Source organism: Pseudomonas sp. Z1-12, assembly GCF_051132015.1.
Taxonomy (GTDB): Bacteria; Pseudomonadota; Gammaproteobacteria; order Pseudomonadales; family Pseudomonadaceae; genus Aquipseudomonas; species Aquipseudomonas zanjanensis.
The window spans coordinates 315,878-341,762 of record NZ_CP071647.1; the positions used below are offsets into that span (position 1 = coordinate 315,878).

Annotated in this window: 20 protein-coding genes; 10 read left to right on the forward strand and 10 right to left on the reverse strand. The window is 61.6% G+C overall.

Going from position 1 to position 25,885, the window contains the following annotated elements; genetic code table 11:
* Nucleotides 1-13: 13 nt before the first annotated feature.
* Entirely contained in the window at nt 14-1,306 is a 1,293-nt protein-coding gene (locus J3P85_RS01425; protein ID WP_434704648.1) for a murein hydrolase activator EnvC family protein, read from the reverse strand.
* A 272-nt stretch (nt 1,307-1,578) separates the two neighbouring features.
* The gene (gene gpmI / locus J3P85_RS01430) at nt 1,579-3,108 is read right to left on the reverse strand and encodes a 2,3-bisphosphoglycerate-independent phosphoglycerate mutase (RefSeq protein ID WP_434704649.1); all 1,530 of its coding nucleotides are present in this window, start codon (nt 3,106-3,108) and stop codon (nt 1,579-1,581) included.
* Nucleotides 3,109-3,260: 152 nt separating this feature from the next.
* On the opposite strand from gpmI, the gene J3P85_RS01435 reads away from it, so the two are divergent.
* From J3P85_RS01435 to secB, 3 genes are read left to right on the forward strand one after another with little or no spacing between them, the layout of a single operon-like run.
* A complete protein-coding gene (locus J3P85_RS01435; RefSeq protein ID WP_186710851.1) occupies nt 3,261-3,674 on the forward strand; it encodes a rhodanese-like domain-containing protein in 414 nt (137 codons plus the stop codon).
* Between the two features lies 1 nt (nt 3,675).
* Nucleotides 3,676-3,930 carry a glutaredoxin 3 gene (gene grxC / locus J3P85_RS01440; protein ID WP_186710850.1) on the forward strand — a complete coding sequence of 85 codons (255 nt, stop codon included), beginning with the start codon at nt 3,676-3,678 and terminating at the stop codon, nt 3,928-3,930.
* A gap of 40 nt (nt 3,931-3,970) precedes the next feature.
* Nucleotides 3,971-4,453, forward strand: coding sequence for a protein-export chaperone SecB (gene secB / locus J3P85_RS01445; RefSeq protein WP_058546235.1), 483 nt, complete (start codon nt 3,971-3,973; stop codon nt 4,451-4,453).
* A gap of 149 nt (nt 4,454-4,602) precedes the next feature.
* Here secB and trmL read toward each other — a convergent pair whose 3' ends face one another.
* Nucleotides 4,603-5,058: a tRNA (uridine(34)/cytosine(34)/5-carboxymethylaminomethyluridine(34)-2'-O)-methyltransferase TrmL gene (trmL, locus tag J3P85_RS01450; protein WP_053117534.1), complete on the reverse strand. Its 456-nt coding sequence runs from the start codon at nt 5,056-5,058 to the stop codon at nt 4,603-4,605.
* Here trmL and J3P85_RS01455 point away from each other — a divergent pair.
* The gene (locus J3P85_RS01455; RefSeq protein ID WP_434704650.1) at nt 5,057-5,497 is read left to right on the forward strand and encodes a hypothetical protein; all 441 of its coding nucleotides are present in this window, start codon (nt 5,057-5,059) and stop codon (nt 5,495-5,497) included. The two genes, trmL and J3P85_RS01455, sit on opposite strands and share 2 nt — an antisense overlap.
* Before the next feature lie 504 nt (nt 5,498-6,001).
* Here the strand turns inward: J3P85_RS01455 and ntrC are convergent.
* The 6 genes from ntrC to glnA form a co-directional block, all read right to left on the reverse strand.
* The gene (ntrC, locus tag J3P85_RS01460) at nt 6,002-7,438 is read right to left on the reverse strand and encodes a nitrogen regulation protein NR(I) (RefSeq protein ID WP_186706133.1); all 1,437 of its coding nucleotides are present in this window, start codon (nt 7,436-7,438) and stop codon (nt 6,002-6,004) included.
* The gene (glnL, locus tag J3P85_RS01465) at nt 7,435-8,520 is read right to left on the reverse strand and encodes a nitrogen regulation protein NR(II) (RefSeq protein ID WP_003186732.1); all 1,086 of its coding nucleotides are present in this window, start codon (nt 8,518-8,520) and stop codon (nt 7,435-7,437) included. The genes ntrC and glnL overlap by 4 nt, the downstream gene beginning before the upstream one ends.
* Nucleotides 8,521-8,773: 253 nt before the next feature.
* Nucleotides 8,774-9,397: a DUF4124 domain-containing protein gene (locus J3P85_RS01470; RefSeq protein WP_434704652.1), complete on the reverse strand. Its 624-nt coding sequence runs from the start codon at nt 9,395-9,397 to the stop codon at nt 8,774-8,776.
* Nucleotides 9,394-9,912 carry a DUF4124 domain-containing protein gene (locus J3P85_RS01475; protein ID WP_434704653.1) on the reverse strand — a complete coding sequence of 173 codons (519 nt, stop codon included), beginning with the start codon at nt 9,910-9,912 and terminating at the stop codon, nt 9,394-9,396. Before J3P85_RS01475 ends, J3P85_RS01470 begins: the two co-directional genes overlap by 4 nt.
* Nucleotides 9,913-10,144: 232 nt before the next feature.
* Nucleotides 10,145-10,708: a chorismate mutase gene (locus J3P85_RS01480; RefSeq protein ID WP_434704654.1), complete on the reverse strand. Its 564-nt coding sequence runs from the start codon at nt 10,706-10,708 to the stop codon at nt 10,145-10,147.
* Nucleotides 10,709-10,829: 121 nt separating this feature from the next.
* Entirely contained in the window at nt 10,830-12,236 is a 1,407-nt protein-coding gene (gene glnA / locus J3P85_RS01485; RefSeq protein ID WP_014336114.1) for a type I glutamate--ammonia ligase, read from the reverse strand.
* Between the two features lie 328 nt (nt 12,237-12,564).
* On the opposite strand from glnA, the gene thiI reads away from it, so the two are divergent.
* Together thiI and typA are read left to right on the forward strand one after the other, a co-directional pair.
* A complete protein-coding gene (gene thiI, locus J3P85_RS01490; protein ID WP_434572946.1) occupies nt 12,565-14,019 on the forward strand; it encodes a tRNA uracil 4-sulfurtransferase ThiI in 1,455 nt (484 codons plus the stop codon).
* 133 nt (nt 14,020-14,152) lie between these two features.
* Nucleotides 14,153-15,973 carry a translational GTPase TypA gene (gene typA / locus J3P85_RS01495; protein WP_212798610.1) on the forward strand — a complete coding sequence of 607 codons (1,821 nt, stop codon included), beginning with the start codon at nt 14,153-14,155 and terminating at the stop codon, nt 15,971-15,973.
* 222 nt (nt 15,974-16,195) lie between these two features.
* On the opposite strand, the gene J3P85_RS01500 is transcribed toward typA, so the two are convergent.
* Nucleotides 16,196-16,633 carry a YkgJ family cysteine cluster protein gene (locus J3P85_RS01500; RefSeq protein WP_024778075.1) on the reverse strand — a complete coding sequence of 146 codons (438 nt, stop codon included), beginning with the start codon at nt 16,631-16,633 and terminating at the stop codon, nt 16,196-16,198.
* A 254-nt stretch (nt 16,634-16,887) separates the two neighbouring features.
* On the opposite strand from J3P85_RS01500, the gene J3P85_RS01505 reads away from it, so the two are divergent.
* The 4 genes from J3P85_RS01505 (at nt 16,888) to J3P85_RS01520 (ending at nt 25,882) form a co-directional block, all read left to right on the forward strand.
* The gene (locus tag J3P85_RS01505) at nt 16,888-19,338 is read left to right on the forward strand and encodes a glycogen/starch/alpha-glucan phosphorylase (RefSeq protein WP_434572943.1); all 2,451 of its coding nucleotides are present in this window, start codon (nt 16,888-16,890) and stop codon (nt 19,336-19,338) included.
* A 291-nt stretch (nt 19,339-19,629) separates the two neighbouring features.
* Nucleotides 19,630-23,253: a DUF2339 domain-containing protein gene (locus tag J3P85_RS01510; protein ID WP_434704655.1), complete on the forward strand. Its 3,624-nt coding sequence runs from the start codon at nt 19,630-19,632 to the stop codon at nt 23,251-23,253.
* Entirely contained in the window at nt 23,250-24,626 is a 1,377-nt protein-coding gene (locus tag J3P85_RS01515; protein ID WP_434704656.1) for a DUF3999 domain-containing protein, read from the forward strand. The genes J3P85_RS01510 and J3P85_RS01515 overlap by 4 nt, the downstream gene beginning before the upstream one ends.
* A gap of 245 nt (nt 24,627-24,871) precedes the next feature.
* A complete protein-coding gene (locus J3P85_RS01520; protein ID WP_030141457.1) occupies nt 24,872-25,882 on the forward strand; it encodes a class 1 fructose-bisphosphatase in 1,011 nt (336 codons plus the stop codon).
* The last annotated feature ends 3 nt before the right edge of the window (nt 25,883-25,885 follow it).

Here is a 25,885-nt window from a genome sequence, read left to right on the forward strand (position 1 = left end):
TAGGATGGGCGCGCTATCCTTGCGCACGACACCATTGGGCCGGGTCACTGGGGCGACCCTGCTGACGAATAGCGAAATACAGCGCTGGCGTATCCTGCCCGCCACTGTTGCCGACCGTGGAGATGGACTCACCGGCCTTGACCACATCGCCCGCCGCCTTGAGCAGCGTCTGGTTGTGGCCGTACAGGCTCAAGTAACCGTTGCCGTGATCGAGGATCACCAACAGGCCGGCGCCACGCAACCAGTCGGCGAATACCACGCGCCCGCCATGCACGGCATGCACCTGGCTGCCGGCGGAAGCGCTGATCATGACCCCGTCCCACTTGGTGCGGGTGTCGTCGCCGCGGGTTTCACCGAAGCGCGCAAGCAATCGACCATTGACCGGCCATGGAAGTTTGCCTCGGGCTGAAGCAAAAGCACCGCCGAAGGTTTCGCCGTCACTGGAAACCAGCGCGCCGGGGCTCGATTTTGCCGGTTTGCGCGGGGCGTCGCCGGCGTCTGCGTCGGCCTGGGCTTCACGCAAGCGCTTTTTTTCGGCTTCCTGCTGGGCGATCAGCGCTTTCTGACGCGCTTCTTCTGCCTCTCGAGCCTGGCGGGCCAGGGTTTCCTCGATGGTTTTCAACACATTGGCCAGTTCGGCCTGGTCCTGCTCGCGAGCCTTGAGCTTGCTGTCGCGGGCCTTCACGTCGTCATTGAGCTTGGCCAGGGCCACCTGGCGCTCCTTGCGAACCTTCTCGAGTTCTTCACGCTGGGTGTCGAGGCTGCTTTTCTGCACCAGCAATTGGGCTTGCTGCAGCTCGATGTCTTTTTCGACATTGGCCAGTTGGCGCAGGGTTTCGTTGAAATTTTTGAGTTGCTCCAGGCGGGCCTGGCTCAGGTAGTCGTAATAAGTGAGGGTGCGGGCGAATTTCTCGGGGTTCTGTTGGTTGAGCAGCAGCTTGAGGTATTCCTGGCGGCCGTTCTGGTAGGCGGCCCGGGCCTGGATGGCGATCAGCTTTTGCTGCTCAGTGCGCGCGCCCTGGAGTTTTTTTTTCTCTCCATCGAGCCGCTGCAGCTCGGATTCGCTTTTCTTCAGCTCTTTTTGCAGGGCGTCGACCTGCTTCTCCAGCTTGCCCATCTCGGTTTCGGTGCCGCGCAGGTCTTTCTGCACGCTGGATTTCTCTTCCTGCAACTTGCCCAGCAGTTTTTTCAGCTCGGCAATGTCCTGGCGCGTGGCTTCCAACTGCTGTTGGGTTTGCGCGCGCTCGTCGGCAAAGGCCGGTTGGAGCAGGCAGGTCAGAGCGAGGGCTATCAGGACGCGAAGCATAGAGGCGGGCGACACCAGGGAAAGGGACGGCCTAGTATGCCCGCCCCACGCTGCAAAAAAAACGCCCATTTGGGGCTGTGTGATAACTGGCCGAAAAAACACCAAAAACCAATGTGGGAGCGAGCTTGCTGTGGCGAGGGAGCTTGCTCCCGCTGGGCTGCGAAGCAGCCCCTCGACAATAGATCAAGCCAGAAGCATCTGCGATGGCTGCGCCATCGAGCGGGAGCAAGCTCCCTCGCCACAAAAGCCCTGCTCAATGCTGCGACGCCTGGTCAGATCAGGATCGAAGTCCCGGTCATCTCCGCCGGCTTCTCCATGCCCAGCAACATCAGCATGGTCGGCGCTACGTCAGCCAGCACGCCGCCGTCGCGAACCTTGAAGTCACGCTTGCCGACATAGATGAACGGCACCGGCTCGGTGGTGTGGGCGGTGTGGGCCTGGCCAGTGGACTCGTCGGACATCTGCTCGACGTTGCCGTGGTCGGCCGTGATCAACGCTTCCCCGCCGACTTTTTCCAAAGCCTCGACGATGCGACCCACGCAGGTGTCCAGGCATTCAACGGCCTTGACCGCCGCCTCGAACACGCCGCTATGGCCCACCATGTCGCCGTTGGCATAGTTCACAACGATGACGTCGTAGCGCTGGTTCTCGATGGCATCGACGATGCGGTCGGTCACTTCCGGCGCGCTCATTTCCGGTTGCAGGTCGTAGGTGGCGACTTTTGGCGACGGGATCAGGATGCGTTCCTCACCCGGGAAAGGCTCTTCACGGCCGCCAGAGAAAAAGAACGTCACGTGGGCGTACTTTTCGGTCTCGGCGATGCGCAGCTGGGTCTTGCCGTTTTTCGCCAGGTAATCGCCGAGCACATTTTCCAGGCTGCCGGCGGCGAAGGCCGATGGCGCGGGAATGCTGGCGGCGTATTGAGTCAGCATCACGAAACCGGCCAGTTTCGGCTGGCGGGCGCGTTCGAATTCCTTGAAATCGTCTTCGACAAATACGCGGGTCAGTTCGCGGGCGCGGTCGGCGCGGAAGTTCATGAACACCACGGCATCGCCGTCTTCGACTTTAACCGGCGCGCCGAGGGTGGTGGCCTTGACGAATTCGTCGCTTTCGCCGCGCTCGTAGGCGGCTTGCAGGCCTTCTTGCGCGGTGGCGGCGTGAAACTCGGCATTGCCATCGACGATCAGGTTGTAAGCCTGGGCGACTCGGTCCCAGCGGTTATCGCGGTCCATGGCGAAGTAGCGACCGATCAGGCTGGCGATCCGGCCTTTGCCCAGCGCCTTGAACGCGTCGTCCAATACTTTGATCGACGACTCGGCGCTCTTCGGTGGCGTATCGCGGCCATCGAGAAAGGCGTGCAGATAAATATTTTCAGCACCGCGCTTGGCAGCAAGTTCGGCCATGGCGACCAGGTGGTCCTGGTGGCTGTGCACGCCGCCGTCGGACAACAGGCCCATGAAATGCACGGCCTTGCCGGCGGCCACGGCTTTATCCACGGCGGCGCAGATAGTCGGGTTTTCGAAGAATTCGCCGTCGCGGATCGATTTGGTCACGCGGGTGAAGTCCTGGTACACCACACGGCCTGCGCCGAGGTTCATGTGGCCGACTTCGGAGTTGCCCATCTGCCCGTCCGGCAGGCCGACATCCATGCCGCTGCCGGAGATCAGGCCGTTGGGCACGGTGGCCCACAAACGGTCCAGCACCGGCTTGTTGGCCGAATACACGGCGTTGGATTCGTGGCTGTCACTGTGACCGAAGCCGTCGAGAATCATCAGGACCAAAGGTTTAGGCGTGGTAGTCATGGAATCCACTCGTGGCGGGTTAAAAGAAGACGATGGAAAAGGGACGGGCAGTTTAAAGGTAAGTTCCGACGGCGTCACCGCCGGGCGGGGTTTGGCCGGCCTTGCGTGCTGTGTATACTGGCCGACATTTTAACGCCCTGGAACCTCCTTCGATGGTTGCTCACCTGATTGAATTTGCCACTAACCACTACATTCTCGTCGGTATCTTCGTCGTACTGCTGGCGTTGCTGGTTGCCCACACGATGCAGGGCGGCGGACGCAGCCTGAGCACCGGCGAGCTGACCGCGCTGGTCAACAAGGACGCCGGCGTCGTGGTCGATATCCGCCCGAGCAAGGACTACGCCGCCGGTCACATTGTCGGCGCGCTGAACATTCCTCAAGACAAACTGATCGCTCGTGCGGCCGAACTGGAAAAACACAAGGCCAAGACTCTGATTCTGGTGGACGCCCAGGGCCAGCAGGCCGGTACCCTTGCCCGCGAACTGATGAAGTCCGGCTTCACCGCCGCCAAACTGTCCGGTGGCGTTGCGAGCTGGAAAGCCGACAACCTGCCCCTGGTGAAGTGACATGCCCCACGTAGTTGTCTATTCCAGCGATTACTGCCCTTATTGCTCCCGAGCCAAGCACCTGCTCCAGAACAAAGGCGTGGCTTTCGAAGAGATCAAGGTCGACGGCAAGCCGCAACTGCGCGCCGAGATGACCCAGAAGGCCAGGCGCACCTCCGTGCCGCAGATCTGGATCGGCGACACCCACGTGGGCGGTTGCGATGACCTGTTCGCCCTGGAGCGCGCCGGCAAGCTCGACGCGCTGCTCAAGGCCTGAATTCCCAATTAATAGAACCTGAAAGTAAGAAGGATCTGCGATGACTGACCAACAGAACACAGCTGCCACTGAAGAAGAAGCCGCACCGCAATTCTCCTTGCAGCGCATTTACGTTCGCGACCTGTCCTTTGAAGCCCCGAAAAGCCCGGCGATCTTTCGCCAGCAGTGGGAGCCGAGCGTAGGCCTGGACCTGAACACCCGTCAGAAAGCCCTGGAAGATGACTTCCACGAAGTGGTGCTGACCCTGTCGGTGACCGTGAAGAACGGTGACGAAGTGGCGTTCATCGCCGAAGTGCAACAGGCCGGTATCTTCCTGATCAAGAACCTGGACGCCGCTTCGATGAGCCACACTCTGGGCGCGTTCTGCCCGAACATCCTGTTCCCTTACGCCCGCGAAACCCTGGACAGCCTGGTGACCCGCGGTTCGTTCCCGGCCCTGATGCTGGCTCCGGTGAACTTCGATGCCCTGTACGCGCAAGAACTGCAGCGCATGCAGCAAGAAGGCGGCGCGACCGTTCAGTAAACGATCTCGCGCTTGTAAGCCAAGATGCAAAACCTGTGGGAGCGAGCTTGCTCGCGATAGCGGTGTATCAGTCAACAACAAAGTCGACTGACCCAGCGCCATCGCGAGCAAGCTCGCTCCCACAGGTGTTTCTGGCTAGCAGCCAGGGCTCAGGCGAAGCCGTTCTGCCGCCACGCCTCATAAACCGCCACCGCCACGGTGTTGGACAGGTTCAGGCTGCGGCAGCCTTCGCGCATCGGCAGGCGCAGGCGCTGCTCGGCGGGTAGGGCGTCCAGCACGTCAGCCGGCAGGCCACGGCTTTCCGGGCCGAACAGGAACGCATCACCGGCGACGAAGCTGGCGTCATGGAACGGCCGCGAACCCTTGGTGGTAAAGGCGAACAGGCGCGGATGCCCGAGGCTCTCCAGGCAACTGGCGAGGTCGGCGTGACGCTGCAAGGTGGCATACTCGTGGTAGTCGAGGCCGGCCCGGCGCAAGCGCTTGTCGTCCATGTCGAAGCCCAGCGGTTCGATCAAATGCAGGTGGCAGCCGCTGTTGGCGCACAGCCTGATGACGTTGCCGGTATTGGGCGGTATTTCCGGTTGAAAAAGGATGACGTGAAACATGCACGGCTCCGCAGATAAAGATGAGCGGCATTCTACGCCGCAAACCGACCGACGTTCGAAGCTAATGCCTCGGGTGATGGGTTCGTTGGCGATCGTCGGCATGATGGTGGGGCTGATGATCGGGCGCCTGACCACGCCTGACCCGAGCGCGTTGCAACAGGTCGAAGTGACAGACGGGGCGCTGGTGGCCTGGTTCAACAATGAACCCAAGCTCCATGGGGAAATCGTCGACGGCTCGGTGGCGCTGCTGTTCCAGGCAGAAGGCCGGCCGCAGAAGGGCCAGTTGAAAGTCAACGGCAAGGACGTGAACTGGCGGGTGCGTTTGAGTGACAAGGGGTTGTTGCTGACGCTGGTGGCGGCGCGTCCGTTGCGAGGGGAGTGGACCGGCAGCGAAGTCGATGACCGCTGGCGGCTGGAGGTCCGTCTCCAGGAGCAATAAAAGAGGGAATCCCCGGCCTGCCTGTACCAAGGTCCCCAAAACGGGAGGGCCGCGCTGAGCGCGTGGCCCTGGGTGTAAAGAAGGGAAACCTTGACCTGCCTGTATCAAGGCCCCCAAAACAGTGGGCTCGCTGAGCCCGTATAAAATGGGGAATCCCCGGCCTGCCTGTACCAAGGTCCCCTAAACTGGGTAGTGATCTAGCTATTGCAGGGGGCGTGCCAGTTTTAAATGGTTTGTCACAAAAAGACCGCTGGCGATGCGAAAAGCCCCGTATTCCGGGGCTTTTGCTTTTGTTTGTGCGGTTTTTTTCGAGCTGTGCCGATGGGGTTTGGCTTGTGGTGCATGTGCAATTGCGGTTCGTAGTGCATTGAAGCGGTGCACACAGTTTTTAAAAGCTTCGCGAGCAAGCTCGCTCCCACAGTAGCTCTGTGTCGTTCACAAAACCTGTGGGAGCGAGCTTGCTCGCGATGGGGCCTCCAAATTCAGCGAAGGGTCAAAGGCTGATCAGCCCTCATCCCCGTCATCATCATCCCCACCATCGACCTTCATCCCCAATTCCTTGATCTTGCGGGTCAAGGTATTGCGGCCCCAGCCCAGTAGCACGGCGGCGTCGCGGCGGCGGCCGGCGGTGTGCTTGAGGGCGGTTTCGATCATGATCCGCTCGAAGCTGGGCACGGCACTGTCCAACAGGCTCGACTGGCCACGGGCCAGGGCCTGGTCGGCCCACTGGCGCAGGGCTTGTTCCCAGTTGGTCACCGGGGCCGAATCCTGCGGCAGGCTCAACAGCTCCGGCGGCAGGTCGCTGATGTGCACTTCGCGACCCGAAGCCATCACCGTGATCCAGCGGCAGGTGTTCTCCAACTGACGCACGTTGCCCGGCCACGGCAGGTTCTTGAGGTATTCCTCGGTTTCGCTCTTGAGCAGCTTGGGCTCGACCGCCAGTTCCTGGGCCGCGCGGCTGAGGAAGTGCCGGGCCAGGGTCGGGATGTCTTCACGACGGTCCGCCAGGCGCGGGATATGGATGCGGATCACGTTCAGGCGGTGGAACAAGTCCTCACGGAATTTGCCGGCGTGTACCAGGGTTTCCAGATTCTGGTGGGTCGCGGCGATGATGCGCACATCGACCTTGACCGGCGTATGGCCGCCGACCCGATAGAACTCGCCATCGGCCAATACGCGCAGCAGGCGGGTCTGGGTGTCAGCCGGCATGTCGCCGATTTCATCGAGGAACAGCGTGCCGCCGTCGGCTTGCTCGAAGCGCCCACGGCGCAGGTTGGCCGCGCCGGTGAACGCGCCTTTCTCATGGCCGAACAGTTCGGACTCCATCAAGTCCTTGGGAATCGCCGCCATGTTCAGCGCGATGAACGGCGACGCCGCCCGTGGACTGTGGCGATGCAGGGCGTGGGCCACCAGCTCCTTGCCGGTGCCCGACTCGCCGTTGATCAGCACGGTGATATTGGAGTGGCTCAAGCGCCCGATGGCGCGAAACACCTCCTGCATCGCCGGTGCTTCGCCGATGATTTCCGGGGTGCGGGCCAAGGCCGGCACTTCTTCCAGGCCCTGTTGTTCCTGGGCGTGCTGGTTGGCGCGCTTGACCAGCGAAACCGCTTCGTCGACGTCGAATGGCTTGGGCAGGTATTCAAAAGCGCCGCCCTGGTAGGACGCCACGGCGCTGTCCAGGTCGGAATGGGCGGTCATGATGATCACCGGCAGGCGCGGATGCTGTTCGCGAATCCGCGCCAACAGATCCAGGCCGCTGGCGCCCGGCATGCGGATGTCGGAGATGATGACGTCCGGTTGCTGACGCGCCAGGCGACTCATCACCCCATCGGCGCTGTCGAAGCTCTGGGTGGTCATGCCTTCCTGTTGCAAGGCTTTCTCCAGGACCCAACGGATAGAACGGTCGTCATCGACGATCCACACGGTTTCACTACGGCTCATGTCGATGTGGCTCCTTGTTCCAGTGGCAGGAAGATCGAGAAGGTGGTGTGGCCGGGGTGGCTCTCACATTCGATCAAGCCCTGATGCTGACTGATGATGTTCTGGGTAATGGCCAGGCCCAGCCCGGTACCGTCCGGACGGCCGCTGACCATGGGAAAGAAGATGGTTTCCTGCAGTTCGGCAGGGATGCCCGGGCCGTTGTCGATGATTTCGATCTTGGTCACCAGGCGATGGCGCACGTGGCCGATGGTGAACTGGCGCATGGCGCGGGTCCGCAGGCTGATGCGGCCCAGGCGCAGTTCGTTCTGGCTGCTGATGGCCTGCATGGCGTTGCGCACAATGTTCAGTACGGCCTGGATCATCTGCTCGCGGTCGATCAAGACATCGGGAATGCTCGGGTCATAGTCGCGCACCAAGGTGATGCAGCCCTGGCTTTCGGCTTCCACCAGGCTGCCGACACGTTCCAGCACTTCATGGACGTTGCACATCGCCAGGGACGGCAGCTTGTTCGAGCCAAGCATACGGTCCACCAGGTTCCGCAGGCGGTCGGCTTCTTCGATGATGACGTTGGTGTAGTCCTTGAGGCTTTCTTCCGGCAGTTCGCGGGCGAGCAACTGCGCCGCGCCACGTATCCCGCCGAGGGGATTCTTGATTTCGTGGGCGAGACCGCGCACCAGCATCTTGCTGGTTTCCTGCTTGGACAATTGCGCCTCTTCCTTGGTGATGCGCAGCAAGCGATCACGGGGGTGGACTTCCAGCAGCAGCAAAGTGGCACCGTTGTTCAGGATCGGCGTGACTGCGTAATCCACGGTCAGGGTCTGGCCGGTCAGGGCGGTGAGCATCGCCTCGCGCTTGGTGAACGGGTGGGCCTGCTCCACCGCTTGGCGCAGGGAATTGAGCGCTTCGGCGGATTCGGTGAATAACTCGCTGATGAACTGTCCGTGACTGCGCTGGCCGCTGACGGCCAGGAGCATCTCCGCCGCCGGGTTCATATACTCGAGGCGCAGTTCGGCGTCGAGCAGGATGGTCGCGGTGGTGAGGTTGTCGAGCAGCAAGCGGTGTAGTGCGTCGCTAATGGTCATCAGGACCTCTTTTGGAGCGTAGCAACTGGGGACCGATCCCAAATTGCGCGCGCGATTAATGCGCTGTTGCGAGGAAAATGCAAAAACCAAACCAAGGCTCCGAAAAGAAGCGTTTAGAGCCTCAAAAGGGTGTTTTTCGGTCGGTTGCGTGGCGTTCTGCCAGCTTTTTCGGGTACTTTCGAACCAAAATGGGTTTTGGATCTGGGTATCGTGCAAGCTATCGCACCAATATAGTGCGAAGGTCTCGGTGGTGTTAGAAGAACGGCAAGATGCTGCTTTTTTCTTCTTCAGGTTTTTCGGCGAGAGGGCACTCGGGCCGTTGACCGTAGTCGGCCGTGGCGCAGGGCTTGATGCGGCGCTTTTGCGCCAGGGACATGCGCTGCATGTGGAAGGGCTGGTTGGCGGTGCGTTCGACGATGCGGTCCTGCTCGTCGAGGATTTCCACCGCCAGGTGATGAGTGCCTCGATCAATGTTACTCAAGGCGAATACCGGGCTCGGCCCCGGCGCGCCCGTCGGCTGGCCGTCGAGCAACAGGCGGTAGCGGTGGCCTTTTTTCAGGCCGGGCTCGCTGGTGACGCTGACGATCAGTTCGCCTGAGGTGCTGCGTATCGTCGCGTCCGGCTCGGGTATCAACAGCCGCAGCATTTCGTAATGGAACAGCGGCTCGGGCCGGGCTTCGGCCGCAGGCGCCGAGGGTGTGCTCGCGGGCGGCGTCGGCATCCGGTTGCCGGGTGACACTTGGACTTTCTTTGCGTTGCCGGGGCGCGGCTGATCGGTGAACACACGATTACCCTGGGCATCGATGTAGGTGTAGACCTGCGCCACCCCGGGCAGCGCCGCCAATGCCAGGCCAAGGGCGAGCCACCAGCGGATCATGGTCGGTGCACCCGTTGCACGGTGAACGTGACGGTTTCGCTTTGCTGCACAAGGTTCTCTCCGTCGATGACCTGAACCGCCAGGCTGTGTTCGCCCCGATCGATATTCATCAATTGCAGGCGCGGCACGTTGCTCGGCTGGCCATAGGGCTGCCCATCCAGCAGCAAACGGAACAGATGGGGGCTGCGCAGGCGCGGTTGGGCACGCACGCCCACGGTGAAGGTGCCGTTGTTGGCTCGCAGGGCCTCCTCGGTGGGGATGTCGATCAGTTCCAGGATCTCATAGGCATTGCGCGGCTCGTCGCTGTTCGCGGGAGCTGGTGGCGTGTCCGGGCTGGCCGGGGATTGGCGTTCGATGCTGTTGAGCGGCGGCAACTCCACCGTCTGCGCCGGTACGCCTTGGGGTGGCTGGTTGCTGTAGGCGGTGTTGCCCTCGGCGTCGGTGTACTTGTAGATCTGCGCGGCGGCGGGCAGTGCCAGCAGCAACAACAGGATGATTGAAAAACCGCGACCCATGGGAAATCGACCGAAACCAAAGTGATGGATGCAGCATAGGCCAGGGCGGAGGGTTGGCCCAAGTTGTTGTGCTACTCCCACAGGGGATTTGCTGTGAGCACACATCTTGGGCTCGATGCAAAACCACTGTGGGAGCGAGCTTGCTCGCGATGGCGGTGTGTCAGGCAGTGAGGTGTTGGATAGGCTGGCCTTATCGCGAGCAAGCTCGCTCCCACAGGGGGAAGGGGGGGGCTCAGGATTTCGGGGAGATACAAAGTCCGCCGGTTGCCCGGATCAAGGCGAGCCTGTGTATCGGGTGCTGTTTGTTGTGGTGGGTGGCTTGGGCCAGCCATTGCGGGCAGTGCGGGTCGGTGCGGTAGGGGGCGAAATCGGCCAGTTGTTGCAGCAGGCGTTTTTGCAGTCGATCAAGTTGTGGGCGGATCTCACCTACCAAGTCCGGGCGTGGCAGGTCCGGGGCCTTGCCGTCCAGGGCCCAGTCGGACAAGTTGATGTATTGCACCATTTTGTTGGCTTCTATCTGGGCGGCGAAAAACGCTTCCACGGTTTCACCACTCAGCTTGTAGGCCGGCGCCTGGGCAACGGCGGCGGCAATGACTTCACGCTCGCGCTGACGATCCTCTACGGGTTTGCCACTGTCCCATTTGCTCAACGCTACCTGGTCGGCGATGGCCAGGCGTTCGCCGATGGCGTTGAGCAGCGGGGTGAGGTCGTCAGGGGCACGGGTCGAGGCGGCTTCGGCAGTGGTAGCCAGCAGCGCGGCAGACAGGGCAAGGCAGAGCTTGAAGCGCAACGTCATGGTCAGTCTCGTCTTCTGTGGGGAGCGACGAGGCATCATGCACTTAACCTGCACCCATAAAAAAGGCCTCCCGAAGGAGGCCTCTCTTTAGTTCACGCCGTGCGTGGCGGCGCTTACTGGATCAGCAGCTGTAGTACAGCTCATATTCCAGTGGGTGTACGAAGGTGCGAACCTTGATTTCTTCTTCGCTTTTCAGTGCGATGTAAGCGTCGATGAAGTCATCGCTGAATACGCCGCCCTTGGTCAGGAACGCACGGCCCTTGTCCAGCTCTTCCAGGGCTTCTTTCAGGCTGCCACAGACCTGTGGGATTTCCTTGGCCTCTTCAGGCGGCAGGTCATACAGGTTTTTGTCAGCGGCATCGCCAGGGTGGATCTTGTTCTGGATACCATCCAGGCCGGCCATCATCAGTGCAGCGAAGGCCAGGTACGGGTTGGCAGCCGGATCCGGGAAGCGTGCTTCGATACGGCGGGCTTTAGGGCTGTTCACGTAAGGAATACGGATCGAGGCGGAACGGTTGCGAGCCGAGTAGGCCAGCATGACCGGTGCTTCGAAGCCTGGGACCAGACGCTTGTAGGAGTTGGTCGACGGGTTGGTGAAGCCGTTCAGGGCCTTGCCGTGCTTGATGATACCGCCGATGAAGTACAGGGCGGTGTCCGACAGGCCGGCATAGCCTTCGCCTGCGAAGGTGTTCTTGCCGTCCTTGGAGATCGACATGTGGACGTGCATGCCCGAACCGTTGTCGCCGTACAGAGGCTTCGGCATGAAGGTCGCGGTGCGGCCGTAGGCGTCAGCCACGTTGTGTACGCAGTACTTGAGGGTCTGAACTTCGTCAGCCTTCTTGACCAGCGTGTTGAATTTCACGCCGATTTCGTTCTGGCCGGCAGTCGCCACTTCGTGGTGGTGAACTTCGACGGTCTGGCCCATTTCTTCCAGTGCGTTGCACATGGAGGTACGGATTTCGTGGTCGAAGTCGAACGGTGGAACCGGGAAGTAACCGCCCTTGATACCTGGGCGGTGGCCTTTGTTGCCGCCTTCCACGTCCTGGTCGGACATCCACGAACCTTGTTCGGAGAAGATCTTGAACATCGAGCCGGAGATGTCGGACTTGAACTTGACCGAGTCGAAGATGAAGAACTCAGGCTCAGGACCGAAGAAAGCGGTGTCGCCGATACCGGTGGACTTCAGGTATTCCTCGGCGCGGTGGGCGATGGCGCGTGGGTCGCGGTCATAGCCTTGCATGGTCGAAGGTTCGATGATGTCGCAGACCAGGATCAGGGTCGGCTCTTCGGTGAACGGGTCCAGGACGGCAGTTTCGTCGTCCGGCATCAGGATCATGTCGGAGGCTTCGATGCCTTTCCAGCCGGAGATGGAGGAACCGTCGAACATCTTGCCGATTTCGAAGAATTCGTCGTCCAGCGCATCACGGGCCGGCATGGTCACGTGATGTTGAGTGCCTTTGGTGTCAGTGAAGCGCAGATCAATCCACTTGACGTCATGATCTTTGATGAGTTGAACCGACTTCGACATATGTCCTCCGGGTGGCTTCGGGCGGGTAGTGGAGTGCCCTTAGATATGGGTGATGCCGGCGCGAATACTCTGCCAAGGCAACCTGCCTCACAAGGGAGCAAATTGCATGCCAGTGCCCCACCATGGGTTTTTTGCACCAAATCCACGCTTTTAAAGGCGTAAATCACAGATTGTCAGACAATAACGCACTGCAATGTGGCGCCGTCAATCGATAATGACCTGTTTTGGTGCATGCAAAACCGTCTGCACAGAAACTGGTTAAACCTTGAGCAATTTCCGCTATAATCCGCGCCCCCCTTTTTCGGCTGGCCGTTCGCGCGCTGTTTTCATGAAACTAATCGTAAAAGTCTTCCCCGAGATCACCATCAAGAGCCGCCCGGTACGGATGCGTTTCATCCGCCAGTTGGCCAAGAACATCCGTGCCGTGCTCCGAGACCTGGACCCGGCCGTGGTGGTGAATGGCGTGTGGGACAACCTCGAGCTGGAAACCCGTGTCAGCGAACCCAAGGTCCTCAAGGAAATGACCGAGCGCCTGAGCTGCATGCCGGGCATCGCGCATTTTCTGCAAGTCGACGAATACCCGTTGGGTGATTTCGACGACATCCTTGCCAAGTGCATGCTTCATTATGGTGACGCACTGACCGGCAAGATCTTTTCGGTGCGTTGCAAGCGTGCGGGCAAGCACGCGTTCAGCTCGATGGATGTGGAGAAGTACGTCGGCAGCCAATTGCGCCGGCAATGCGGCGCGGCCGGTATTTCGTTGAAAGATCCGGAAATCGAAGTCCGCATCGAAATTCGCGACCAGCGGCTATTTGTGATCCACAGCCAGCACAACAGCATCGGCGGTTATCCGCTGGGTTCGCTGGAGCAGACCCTGGTGCTGATGTCCGGTGGCTTCGACTCCACGGTAGCCGCCTATCAGATCATGCGTCGCGGGTTGATGAGCCATTTCTGCTTCTTCAACCTGGGCGGGCGCGCCCATGAATTGGGCGTGATGGAAGTGGCGCACTTCATCTGGAAGAAGTACGGCAGCTCCCAACGCGTGTTATTTGTGAGTGTGCCGTTCGAGGAAGTCCTGGGCGAGATTCTCGGCAAAGTCGATAACAGTCATATGGGCGTCATTTTGAAGCGTATGATGTTGCGCGCCGCTTCACGAATTGCCGACCGCCTGCAAATCGACGCGCTGGTGACCGGCGAGGCGATCTCCCAGGTGTCGAGCCAGACGTTGCCGAACCTGTCGGTGATCGACTGCGTGACCGAGAAGCTGGTCTTGCGGCCGCTGATCGCCAGCCACAAGCAGGACATCATCGACCAGGCCAATGAAATCGGCACCGCCGAGTTTGCCCGGCACATGCCGGAGTATTGCGGCGTCATCTCGGTCAATCCGAAGACGGCGGCCAAGCGCGGGCGGGTAGAGCACGAAGAGAAAGAATTCGATATGGCGGTGCTCGAGCGAGCGCTCGAAAACGCCAGGCTGGTGCCGATTGATCGGGTTATCGATGAATTGGGCCAGGATGTTCAAATTGAAGAAGTCGGCGAAGCGCTGGCCGGTCAGATCATCATCGACATCCGCCACCCGGATGACGCTGAAGACGACCCGCTGAGTGTCGCCGGCATCGAGGTAAAAACGATGCCGTTCTATGCCGTGAACGCGCGTTTCAAGGAACTGGACCCTACTCGCCAGTACCTGCTGTATTGCGACAAAGGCGTGATGAGTCGCCTGCATGCCCACCATTTGCTCAGTGAGGGGCATGCCAATGTGCGCGTTTATCGACCGAGCTAAGTGCCCGGGGCTGTTTGCCTGTGGCCTGCGTCACCGGCCCCCCGACGCCGCCGACACGCTGTAACTGTCGGACTCAACGTAAATCGCTGCCACGACCTGTCAGCACACCGAATCCTCTGATCGAGATACACAAGTGATCGAAAATCTACGCAACATCGCCATCATTGCTCACGTTGACCATGGTAAGACCACCCTGGTAGACAAACTCTTGCGTCAATCCGGCACCCTGGAGCGCAACGAGCTCAACGACGAGCGCGTGATGGACTCCAACGACCAGGAAAAAGAGCGCGGTATTACCATCCTGGCGAAAAACACCGCCATCAACTGGAACGGCTACCACATCAACATCGTGGACACCCCGGGCCACGCCGACTTCGGTGGTGAAGTAGAGCGCGTGATGTCGATGGTCGACTCCGTGCTGCTGCTGGTTGACGCTCAAGACGGCCCGATGCCGCAAACCCGTTTCGTGACCAAGAAGGCGTTCGAAGCCGGCCTGCGTCCAATCGTGGTCATCAACAAGGTTGACCGTCCAGGCGCGCGTCCGGACTGGGTTCTGGACCAGATCTTCGACCTGTTCGACAACCTGGGTGCCACCGAAGAGCAGCTGGACTTCAAAGTCGTCTACGCCTCGGCCCTGAACGGCATTGCCGGCCTGGACCACACCGCCATGGCGGAAGACATGACCCCGCTGTACCAGTCGATCGTCGACGACGTACCGGCACCGAAAGTCGACCGTGACGGTCCGTTCCAGATGCAGATCTCGGCACTGGACTACAACAGCTTCCTGGGTGTGATCGGTGTTGGCCGTATCGCCCGTGGTCGCATCAAGCCGAACACCCCGGTGGTCGCCATCGATGCCGACGGCAAGAAGCGCAACGGTCGTATCCTCAAGCTGATGGGTCACCACGGCCTGCACCGCATCGACGTTGAAGAAGCAGCGGCCGGCGACATCGTCTGCATCAGCGGCTTCGACCAGCTGTTCATCTCCGACACCCTGTGCGACCCACTGAACGTCGAAGCGATGAAGCCGCTGACCGTTGACGAACCTACCGTTTCGATGACCTTCCAGGTCAACGACTCGCCGTTCTGCGGCCGCGAAGGCAAGTTCGTGACCAGCCGTAACATCAAGGAACGCCTGGACAAAGAGCTGCTCTACAACGTTGCCCTGCGCGTTGAAGAAGGCGACTCGGCCGACAAGTTCAAGGTCTCCGGCCGTGGCGAACTGCACCTCTCGGTACTGATCGAAACCATGCGTCGCGAAGGCTTCGAAATGGGCGTGGGTCGTCCTGAAGTGATCATCCGCATGGTCGATGGCGTCAAGCACGAACCGTACGAAAACGTGACCATCGACCTGCCGGAAGAATCCCAGGGCGCGATCATGGAACAAATGGGCCTGCGTAAAGGCGACCTGACCAACATGGTTCCGGATGGCAAGGGCCGTGTGCGCCTTGAGTACAACATCCCGGCCCGTGGCCTGATCGGTTTCCGTAACGAGTTCCTGACCCTGACCTCCGGTGGCGGCATCCTGACCTCGATCTTCGATCGTTATGACGTGATGAAGTCCGGCGACATGTCCGGCCGTCAGAACGGCGTGCTGGTATCGGTTGCCACCGGCAAGGCCCTGACCTACTCGCTGGAAACCCTGCAAGCGCGCGGCAAGCTGTTCGTCGAGCACGGCCAGGATATCTACGAAGGTCAAATCGTCGGCCTGAACAGCCGCGACAACGACCTGGGCGTGAACCCGACCAAAGGCAAGAAGCTCGACAACATGCGTGCTTCGGGCAAGGACGAAACCATCGCCCTGGTTCCGCCGGTCAAGTTCACCCTGGAACAAGCGCTGGAGTTCGTGCAGGAAGACGAACTGTGCGAAGTGACGCCTAAGTCGATTCGCCTGCGTAAGAAAATCCTTGGCGAAAGCGAGCGTACCCGCGCTGCCAAGAAAAGCGGCAACTGAGTTTCGACTTAGTTAGCAGCTAAAAAAACGCCCCCGGTCGTGAGATCGGGGGCGTTTTTTTATGCCTGGAAGTTATGTGGCGGCTGTCAGGGCCTATCGCGAGCAAGCTCGCTCCCACAGTAGATTCTCAGTGGATACAGATTTTGTGCCGACATGAATCCCCTGTGGGAGCGAGCTTGCTCGCGATGGCGACGGTTCAGGCGCTAGATAACCAACGGCTGATCAGAATCGATCCAACGTCCGAGGATTGCGCTCGCGCTCCACTTCCTTGGGCTTGTAGGCGCAATATCCCGGCCGTGGCCCGACCCGAGGATGGTTGCGGCAGGTGTCCGGGCGCTTCTCGTAAATGGTGCACAGCCGGCTCTTGCGGTCCAGATAAAGGCAATCGTTGTTGCTCATGCGCTGGAGCGTAAAGATTTCCGACTTCTGGTTGTAGCGCTCGACGATCCCTTCCTTTTGCAGGCGCTTGGCGATGTTCTTCGGTGGGTCGCCCAGCTCGAACTCATCGACGATGCCAATGCGGATCAGGTCCTTGATCTTGACCTCCACCGGCAGCGTGCAGCAGCTCGACACGCAGGAACCGCACATCGGGGCGGAGTACTTGGCCCAGGTATCGAGTCGGTCGATCTCCGCGGCGGCGATCAGGTTGGGCTTCATCATCACGGTTTACCAGCATGCATCAGGGCGCGCGATCATACCGGGACTGGTGAAATTTTGAACGACCATCTGCCGGTTTTTTTTGCATCTCGGTAAAACCTGTCCGGACCGGCACGGCCCCTGCATTCATTCGACCATCCGGCAATTTCATGGCGGCGATTCTCCGGCACTCGGGGAAATCCACCGAACCAAGAGCCTGTACCGTCTGTCAGACCGTCTAGGCTCAGACAATTCCATGCTCGTTCGAGGTCTTATCAATGACTCAAGAACCACTTGTTCGCGAAGCTGAAGTTGCGGCATTTCGCGACGCCGTGTTGACCAAACTCACTTATGCCGTCGGCAAGGACCCCGATCATGCGTTTGATCACGATTGGTTCGAAGCCATTGCCCTCGCCGCCCGCGACCACATGGTCGAACACTGGATGGACCACACGCGGCAGATCTACCGCAAGGGTCAGAAGCGGGTCTATTACCTCTCCCTGGAATTTCTCATCGGTCGCTTGCTCTACGACAGCCTGAGCAACCTCGGCCTGCTGGACACCGCCCGTGAGGCCTTGACTGAGTTGGGCGTGGACCTGGAGCGCATCCGCCTGCTCGAGCCCGACGCGGCGTTGGGCAACGGTGGCCTTGGCCGCCTGGCGGCGTGCTTCATGGAAAGCATGTCCACACTGGGTATTGCCGGCCATGGCTACGGTATTCGTTATGAACACGGCCTGTTCCGCCAGGCGATTGTCGATGGCTGGCAGCAGGAGCAGACCGAGCACTGGCTGGATTTCGGCAACCCGTGGGAGTTCGAACGTCCGGAAGTGGTCTACCCGATCGGCTTTGGCGGCAGCGTCGAAACCGTCACCGACGACACCGGCAAGACTCGCCAGGTCTGGTCTCCGGCCGAAACTGTACGGGCCATTGCCTATGACACGCCGGTAGTGGGCTGGCGCGGCGCGAGCGTCAACACCCTGCGCCTGTGGCGTGCCCGGGCCATGGAAGAGCTGCACCTGGAACGCTTCAATGCCGGCGACCACTTGGGCGCGGTAGCGGAAGTGGCCCGGGCCGAGAGTATTTCCCGCGTGCTGTACCCGGCCGACAGCACCGAAGCCGGCCAGGAGCTGCGCCTGCGCCAGGAGTATTTCTTCGTCGCCGCCTCGTTGCAGGACTTGCTGCGCCGCCATCGCAACATGCACACCTCGGTGCTGACCCTGGGCGATCACGCGGCCATCCAGCTCAACGACACGCACCCGTCCATTGCCGTGGCCGAGTTGATGCGGCAATTGGTGGATGTCTACGACGTGGCCTGGGACGCGGCCTGGCAGGTCACCCAGGACACGCTGTCCTATACCAATCACACGCTGCTGCCCGAAGCCTTGGAAACCTGGCCGGTGGGGCTGATGGAGCGCATGTTGCCTCGGCACATGCAGATCATCTACCTGATCAACGCCCAGCACATCGATTCGCTGCGGGCCAAGGGTGTGCATGATTTCGACGTCCTGCGCGCGGTGTCGCTGATCGAGGAGGACAACGGTCGCCGGGTGCGCATGGGCAACCTGGCGTTCCTCGGTTCCCACAGCGTCAATGGCGTGTCCGGGCTGCATACCCAGTTGATGCGCAGCACGGTGTTCTCCGAGCTGCACAAACTCTATCCGGAGCGGATCAACAACAAGACCAACGGCATCACCTTCCGCCGCTGGCTGTTCCAGGCCAACGCTGAATTGACTTCGATGATGGTCGACGCCCTCGGCCCGAGCGTGCTCGACAACCCCGAGGAGCGCTTGATCGAACTGGAACCGTTTGCCGATAAGCCGGCGTTTCGCAAGCAGTTCGCCGAGCAGCGCCTGCACAGCAAGAAGGCCCTGGCTTACCTGATTCACGAACGACTGGGCATCGCCGTCAACCCGGCGGCGATGTTCGACGTGCAGGTCAAGCGGATCCACGAGTACAAGCGCCAGCTGCTCAACCTGATGCACACCGTGGCGCTGTACCAGGCGATTCGTGCCGAGCCGGAAGTGGACTGGGTGCCGCGGGTGAAGATCTTCGCCGGCAAGGCCGCCGCCAGTTATCACCAGGCCAAGCTGATCATCAAACTGACCAACGACATCGCCCGGGTGGTGAACAACGACCCGACCGTGCGGGGCTTGCTCAAGGTGGTGTTCCTGCCCAACTACAACGTCAGCCTGGCCGAAAGCATCATCCCGGCGGCGGACTTGTCGGAGCAGATTTCTACCGCCGGTTTCGAGGCCTCGGGTACCAGCAACATGAAGTTCGGCCTCAACGGCGCGCTGACTATCGGCACCATGGACGGCGCCAACGTGGAGATGCATGACCGCGTCGGTGGCGAGCACATGTTCATCTTCGGCCTGACCGCCGAGCAGGTGGAGGCGCGCAAGCGCAACGGCGAATTCAGCGCCGCGCCGGACATCGCTGCGTCCCATCGCCTCAACGATGTGCTGCAGGCGATTCGTGGCGGGGTGTTCTCGCCGGACGATCCGATGCGCTACACCGGGCTGGTGGACTCACTGGTGGATTACGACCGCTTCTTGGTCTGCGCCGATTTCGACGCCTACTGGAACGCCCAGGCCAAGGTCGAAGAGAAGTGGCACGACTCCAAGCAGTGGTGGCGCTCGGCGGTGCTCAACACCGCGCGCATGGGCTGGTTCTCCTCGGACCGGACCATCCGGGAATACGCCACCGACATCTGGAAAGCCCTGGAGTAGCCTTTACTGCAAGAAATGTGAGCGAAGCCCAACGGCGGTTGGGCTTCGTCGATATACTAGGCGCCAGTTTCGCCGGGCTGTGCAGCCGGACTCGGTACTGGAAATGCCAACCATCCAATGTGGGAGCGAGCTTGCTCGCGATAGCAGCCTGTCAGGCAACATCAATGTCGCCTGACACACCGCATCGCGAGCAAGCTCGCTCCCACAGGGTTTGGGGGTTTTCCACTAGACTGATCCAGGCACCGCATCACCCCGGTTACGCCCGCAACGGGCCGCTTAGGGATATCGACCATGCAATGGATCTTGACGTTGTTGGGCCTGGCACTCGGCTGGGTGGTGGACGAGTCGTTCGCCGATGCGCTGCTAGGCGCACTGGTGGGGCTTGGCATCGCCCAGTCGTTTCGACTGGGGCGCCTGGCTATCCAGGCGGCCAAGCAACAGATCTTGTTGCAAGAGGCCCAGCAGAGCGTGCTCACGTTGGAAGCCCGCCTGGCGGTTCTCGAACGCGGCAAGGTGGCCGAACCGCCTGATCCGGCGCCAGCGCCCGAGGTAGTCGAGCCCCAGGCCGCGCGGCCTGCAACGCGCACCGAGCCGCAGCTCGTCTGGGAGTTGCCGCCAGACCTCGAACCCGTTTCCGCGATGGCCAGCCAGGCCAGCCAGCCCTTGCCCGATGACATTTGGACGCCCGCGCCAGAGACGTCCAGTCGACGTGCCAACCGCGACTTTGCCCCTTTGCCCCTGGAGCCGATTGCTGCGGAGCCGGCGGCCCCGCGCGGCCCGAATCTGTTCGACCGCGCCGTGACGGGCGCGCGCAACTGGCTGTTTGGCGGCAACACCGTGCTGCGAGTCGGTGTGCTGCTGTTGTTCCTCGGCCTGGCGTTCCTGCTGCGCTACGCCACCGAAGGCATGGTGGTGCCAATCGAAGTGCGCTACGCCGGTGTCGCGGCCAGTGCGTTGGGCCTGCTGGGCCTGGGCTGGTGGTTGCGCCAACGCAACAGCAGTTATGCGCTGATGCTCCAGGGGACCGGGATCGCCGTGCTGTACCTGACGGTGTTCGCCGCCATGCGCCTGCATCCGTTGCTCGACTCCAAGGCCGCGTTGGGCTTGCTGGTGGCGGTCACGGTGTTCTCGGCGATCCTCGCGGTTACCCAGAACGCCATGGGCCTGGCTGCGGCCGCGGCGCTGGGCGGGTTTGCCGCCCCGATCCTGACCTCCACCGGCAGCGGCAACCACGTTGCCCTGTTCAGCTATTTCATCCTGCTCAATGCCGGCATCCTCGCAATCGCCTGGTTCAAGGCCTGGCGCCTGCTCAACCTGATCGGTTTTGTCGGCACCTTCGGCATCGGTTTCGCCTGGGGCCTGCGTTCCTACACACCGGAACTGCTGTGGAGCACCGAGCCGTTCCTGATCCTGTTCTTCCTCATCTACCTGGCGATTGGCTTGCTGTTCACGCGGCGCAAATTGTTGGAAATGAGCGATGCTCCCGAAGACGCTAGCCGCGAGGCGTTGCTGCGCTGGTCGGCGCGCAAGGGCGATTACGTGGACGGCAGCATGCTGTTCGGCCCGCCGCTGGTGGGCTTCGGCTTGCAGTTCGCGTTGGTGCAGCACCTGGAATTCGCCGCCGCCTTCAGCGCCCTGGCCCTGGGCATGATCTACATGGGCCTGGCTCGGCTATTGATGGGTGGGCGCGCCCTGCTGTTGGCGGAAACCTGCCTGGCCCTGGGGGTGATTTTTGCCAGCCTGGCGATCCCGTTGGGGCTCGATGCCCGTTGGACCGCGGCGGCGTGGGCCGTGGAAGGCGCGGGAATCTTCTGGCTGGGCCTGCGCCAGCAACGTCCATTGGCCCGGGCTTTTGCCTTGTTGCTGCAATTGGGTTCGGCACTGGCGTTCCTCAGCGAGTTGCGCACTGGCGACGGCAGCCTGCTCGATGGTTCACCGCTGGGAGCATTGATGCTCGGCGGCGCCTTGCTGTTCACCTTCTACCAGTTGCTCAAGGCTGAGCCCGGACACTGTTCGCATTGGGAACGCCAAGGCCGGCCGATGCTGGCGGTGCTGGGGCTGAGTTTCCTCTATCTGCTGGCACCGCTGTTCTTCCTCACCCACGGCACCGCCATTGCCTGGGCCCTCGCCGGTTTGGCGACGCTGTTTGTCGGCCTGCGCCTGCAATCGCGTAGCTTCCTGTTCACGGCGTTTGCGGTGCAATTGCTCGGCGGCGCGCTGTTCCTGTTGCGCTTGCAAGGTGCCGAGGGCGATGCGTCAGCGGTGTTCAGCGCGGGTTGGAGCGGTTTGCTCAGTGCTTCGCTGATCGGCCTGGCGTTGATCGGCGGCATGTTGCTGGCGGCGCGCGACGACATGGTGCGCAACGATGTGCGGTTGCTGCGCGGCTTGTCGGTGGTATTGCTGGCGGGGCTGGTGCTGATCAATCTCGCGGTGCTATTCGTCCTGCCGTGGCAAACGGCGAGCGGCGTATGGGCGGCCAGCGGCCTGTTGATCATCTGGCTGAGCCTGTACCTGAAACAACGGGTGAGCTTTGTCTTCGGCCTGCTGTTGCAACTGCTGGGCGGTGCGGCGTTCCTGACGGCGGGGCCGGCGCTGTTGGGGCCGCTCAATGCCGAGGATCTGCGGCCCCTGGCCCATAGCGGCTTCTGGACGCCGTTGGTGCTGGGGCTGGCAGCGCTGGTGGGGGCATGGCGCCTGCAACGGGCGCATGCCGCGCAGGAACTCGATGCCTTGAGCTTGCAGCGCCTGTCCGAGCTGCTGCTGATCTGGGGCGCCGGTTGGTGGGCGCTGGCGTGGGTCAGCGAAGTGCTGCGCTTCGCCCCGGCGAATCTGCAAGGCAGCTTGCTGTTGGCGGTCGCGGCGCTCAGCGTGGCGGTGTGGAGCGTATTGTCGCTGCGCTTGAAATGGCCGGCGCTGGGGCTGCTGTGCACCTTGTTGATCCCGGCGGCGGGTTGTGTGCTGGTGGCAACGGGGCACAGCCATTACCACCCGGCGGCGAACTTTGGTTGGCTGGCCTGGCTGGCGGTATTCGCCGTGCATTTCCTCTCGCTCAAGCGCTTGGCCGAGACGCTACCGGCGCAGGCGCGCAGTACGGCCCACGTCCTGGGTTGCTGGTTGCTGATGGCGGTGTTGATGCTGGAGTTGCGTTACGGCCTGCTGTTGCTGTCCGAGCAGTACAATGCCTGGCGCTGGCTGGCCTGGGCGATCCTGCCGGGCTTGTACCTGGTGCTGATGGCCACGCCGCGTGCCTTGCCATGGCCGGTCTCGGCCCAGCCGCGCGAATACCGGGTCTATGCGGCGGCGCCCATGGCGCTATTGATGCTCGGTTGGTTCTGGCTGACCAACACCTTCAGCGATGGCAACTCAGAGCCACTGCCTTATGTGCCGTTGCTCAATCCCCTGGAACTGGGCCTGCTGTTCGCCTTGTTCGGTATCTATGTGTGGGCCCGCAACGCCGTGGCGCAATCGACGAACCGCTGGAGTCGCGTCGGGCACATCGCCCAGTTGATCGCCGGTGTGTCGCTGTTCGCGTTCTTTACTGCCCTGGTGATGCGTACGGCTCACCAGTGGATGGGTGTCCCGTACGAGCTGGATGCGCTGCTCGAGTCAATGTTCGTGCAGGCCGGCTTGTCCATTGCCTGGACCCTGATCGCCCTGGGCCTGATGATCGGGGGGCACCTGCGCCATCGCCGGGAAGTGTGGCTGGTGGGCGCGGCGTTGATCGCCGTGGTCGTGGCGAAGCTGTTCTTTGTCGAATTGAGTAACCGTGGCGGTCTGGCGCGGATCGTGTCGTTTATCGGCGTGGGCGTGTTGTTGCTGGTGGTGGGCTACTTCGCGCCGCTGCCGCCAAAACGTCCGGAAACGGCCTCACCGGTCGAGCCGCCGATGCCTGTCAGTGAGGGAGTGTCATCTTGAGTCGCACGTTGAATCGGATCGGGCTGGGGGTGGTTGGATTGTGGGTGGCCTTGTCGGCTACGGCCCAGGAGCAACCGGCGGATTTCGCCCATCAGGTGCCGTTGGCCTTGAGCGGCGAAGGGCCGTGGTATCGCCTGCCATTGCCATTGGACGTTCAATTGCAAGCGCGGCAGACCGACCTGAGCGACCTGCGGGTCTTCAACGCCGCCGGCCAGGCCCAGGCCTACGCCCTGGTGCGCGAGTCGGCCCAGAGCCGGGAAAACCGCACCTTCACCGACGTGAAGTGGTTCCCGCTGTACAACGCCGCCGATGACAACGAGCGCGCGCCCAGTGTGCGGGTGCAATCGAACGCCAATGGCACCCTGGTGGAAGTGCAACCCGCCAGCCGGCTCGAAGCCGGGGAAGAGGCGTTGCGTGGCTGGTTGTTGGATGCCAGTGCGATCAAGGCACCGCTGCAACAGTTGATCCTCGACTGGACCAGCGAGCGCGACGGCTTCCAGCGATTCACCATCGAAGCCAGCGACGATTTGCAGCACTGGCAGTCATGGGGCGAAGGCCAGGTGGCGCGCCTGACCTTTGCCGACGAGCAGGTCGAACAGCATGAAGTGAACCTGCCGGGGCAGCCGGCGCGCTATCTGCGGCTGCTGTGGGATTCGCCGTCCTCGGCGCCGGTGCTGACCTCGGCCCAGTTGCAAAGCGCCAGCCGCGAAAACCTGCCGTTGCCACTGGCCTGGTCGCAGCCGTTGGCCGGCAGCACGACGAAGACCGGTGAATACACCTGGCTGCTGCCCATGGGGCTGAACATCGAACAGGTGGAGGTCGAACTGAGCCAGGCCAACAGCCTGGCGCCGGTGACCCTGGCTGGCCGCCGCGAAAGCAGCCATCCGTGGCAGCCGCTGGGCGCTGGTTTGCTTTATCGCCTGACCCAGAACGGCCAGGACGTGCTGCAAAACCGCCTGCAACTGTCCGGCCAGACCGTGCAGCAACTGAAATTGACCGTGGACGAGCGCGGCGGTGGCCTGGGAACCGAAGCCCCGGCGTTGCGCTTTGCCGTGCGTCCGACCCAAGTGGTGTTCCTGGCGCGGGGCGAAGGCCCCTACCGCCTGGCGCTGGGCAGCGCGACAGCCAAGGCGGCCAGCTTGCCATTGACCACGCTGGTGCCCGATTACAAACCGTCGCGCCTGGCGACGCTGGGGACGGCGACGGTGAACGGCTCGGCCACTTCGACGCCGACTGCGGCCGCTACCACTGTGCCGGCGACGGTCGATACCAACTGGAAGAAAATCGGCTTGTGGGCGGTGCTGCTGCTGAGCGTGCTGTTCCTCGCGGCGATGGCCTTCAGCCTGCTGCGCAAGCCGCCGGTCAAATCCTGAGGCGGGCGCTTCGCACCCGGATCGCGAGCAAGCTCGCTCCCACACTGGACCGTGTTCCTCGAAAGAACTCGGTCAACTGTGGGAGCGAGCTTGCTCGCGATGGCGCCCTGTCATTCAACAGAAATACCCAAGCGAACCGCTGCGCCGTGAACTCAATCCTCCATATCCCGTCTCATAGGAGGAATTAAGTCCCGACTCGCGCTAAACTGCGCGGGTTTTCCGCCCCCTATTCTTCGGAGCCGTCCATGTCCCGCGTTACCTTGAGTCGCTATTTGATTGAGCAGACCCGCAGCAACAATACCCCTGCCGATCTGCGCTTTTTGATCGAAGTGGTGGCGCGTGCGTGCAAGGAGATCAGCCACGCCGTCTCCAAAGGCGCCTTGGGTGGTGTCCTGGGCAGCATGGGCACCGAAAACGTGCAGGGCGAAGTGCAGAAGAAGCTGGACGTGCTGTCCAACGAAATCCTGCTCGAAGCCAACGAATGGGGCGGTCACCTGGCGGGCATGGCGTCCGAGGAAATGGACAACGCCTACCAGATCCCGGGCAAATACCCCAAGGGTGCCTACCTGCTGGTGTTCGACCCACTGGACGGTTCGTCGAACATCGACATCAACGCGCCGGTGGGCACCATCTTCTCGGTACTGCGTTGCCCGAACGAGTACCTGAGCCAGAACGAAGCCCTGAATGAAAAGGCCTTCTTGCAGCCAGGCACCGAGCAGGTTGCCGCCGGTTATGCCATCTACGGCCCGCAGACCATGCTGGTGCTGACCCTGGGCGACGGCGTCAAGGGCTTCACCCTGGACCGCGAGATGGGCAGCTTCGTCCTGACCCACGAAGACATCACCATTCCTGAAACCACCCAGGAATTCGCCATCAACATGTCCAACCAGCGTCACTGGGAAGCTCCGGTACAACGCTACGTCAGTGAGTTGCTGGCCGGTGAAGAAGGCCCGCTGAAGAAGAACTACAACATGCGCTGGGTTGCCGCGATGGTTGCCGATGTGCACCGGATCCTGACCCGTGGCGGCCTGTTCATGTATCCGCGCGACAGCCGCGAGCCCTCCAAGCCAGGCAAGCTGCGCCTGATGTACGAAGCCAACCCGATGTCGTTCCTGGTGGAGCAGGCCGGTGGCGCTTCCACCGATGGCCACCAGCGCATTCTCGATATCAAGCCTGAAGGCCTGCACCAGCGTGTGGCCGTGTTCCTCGGTTCGAAGGAAGAAGTGGCCCGCGCCACGGCTTACCACAAGGAGTAAATC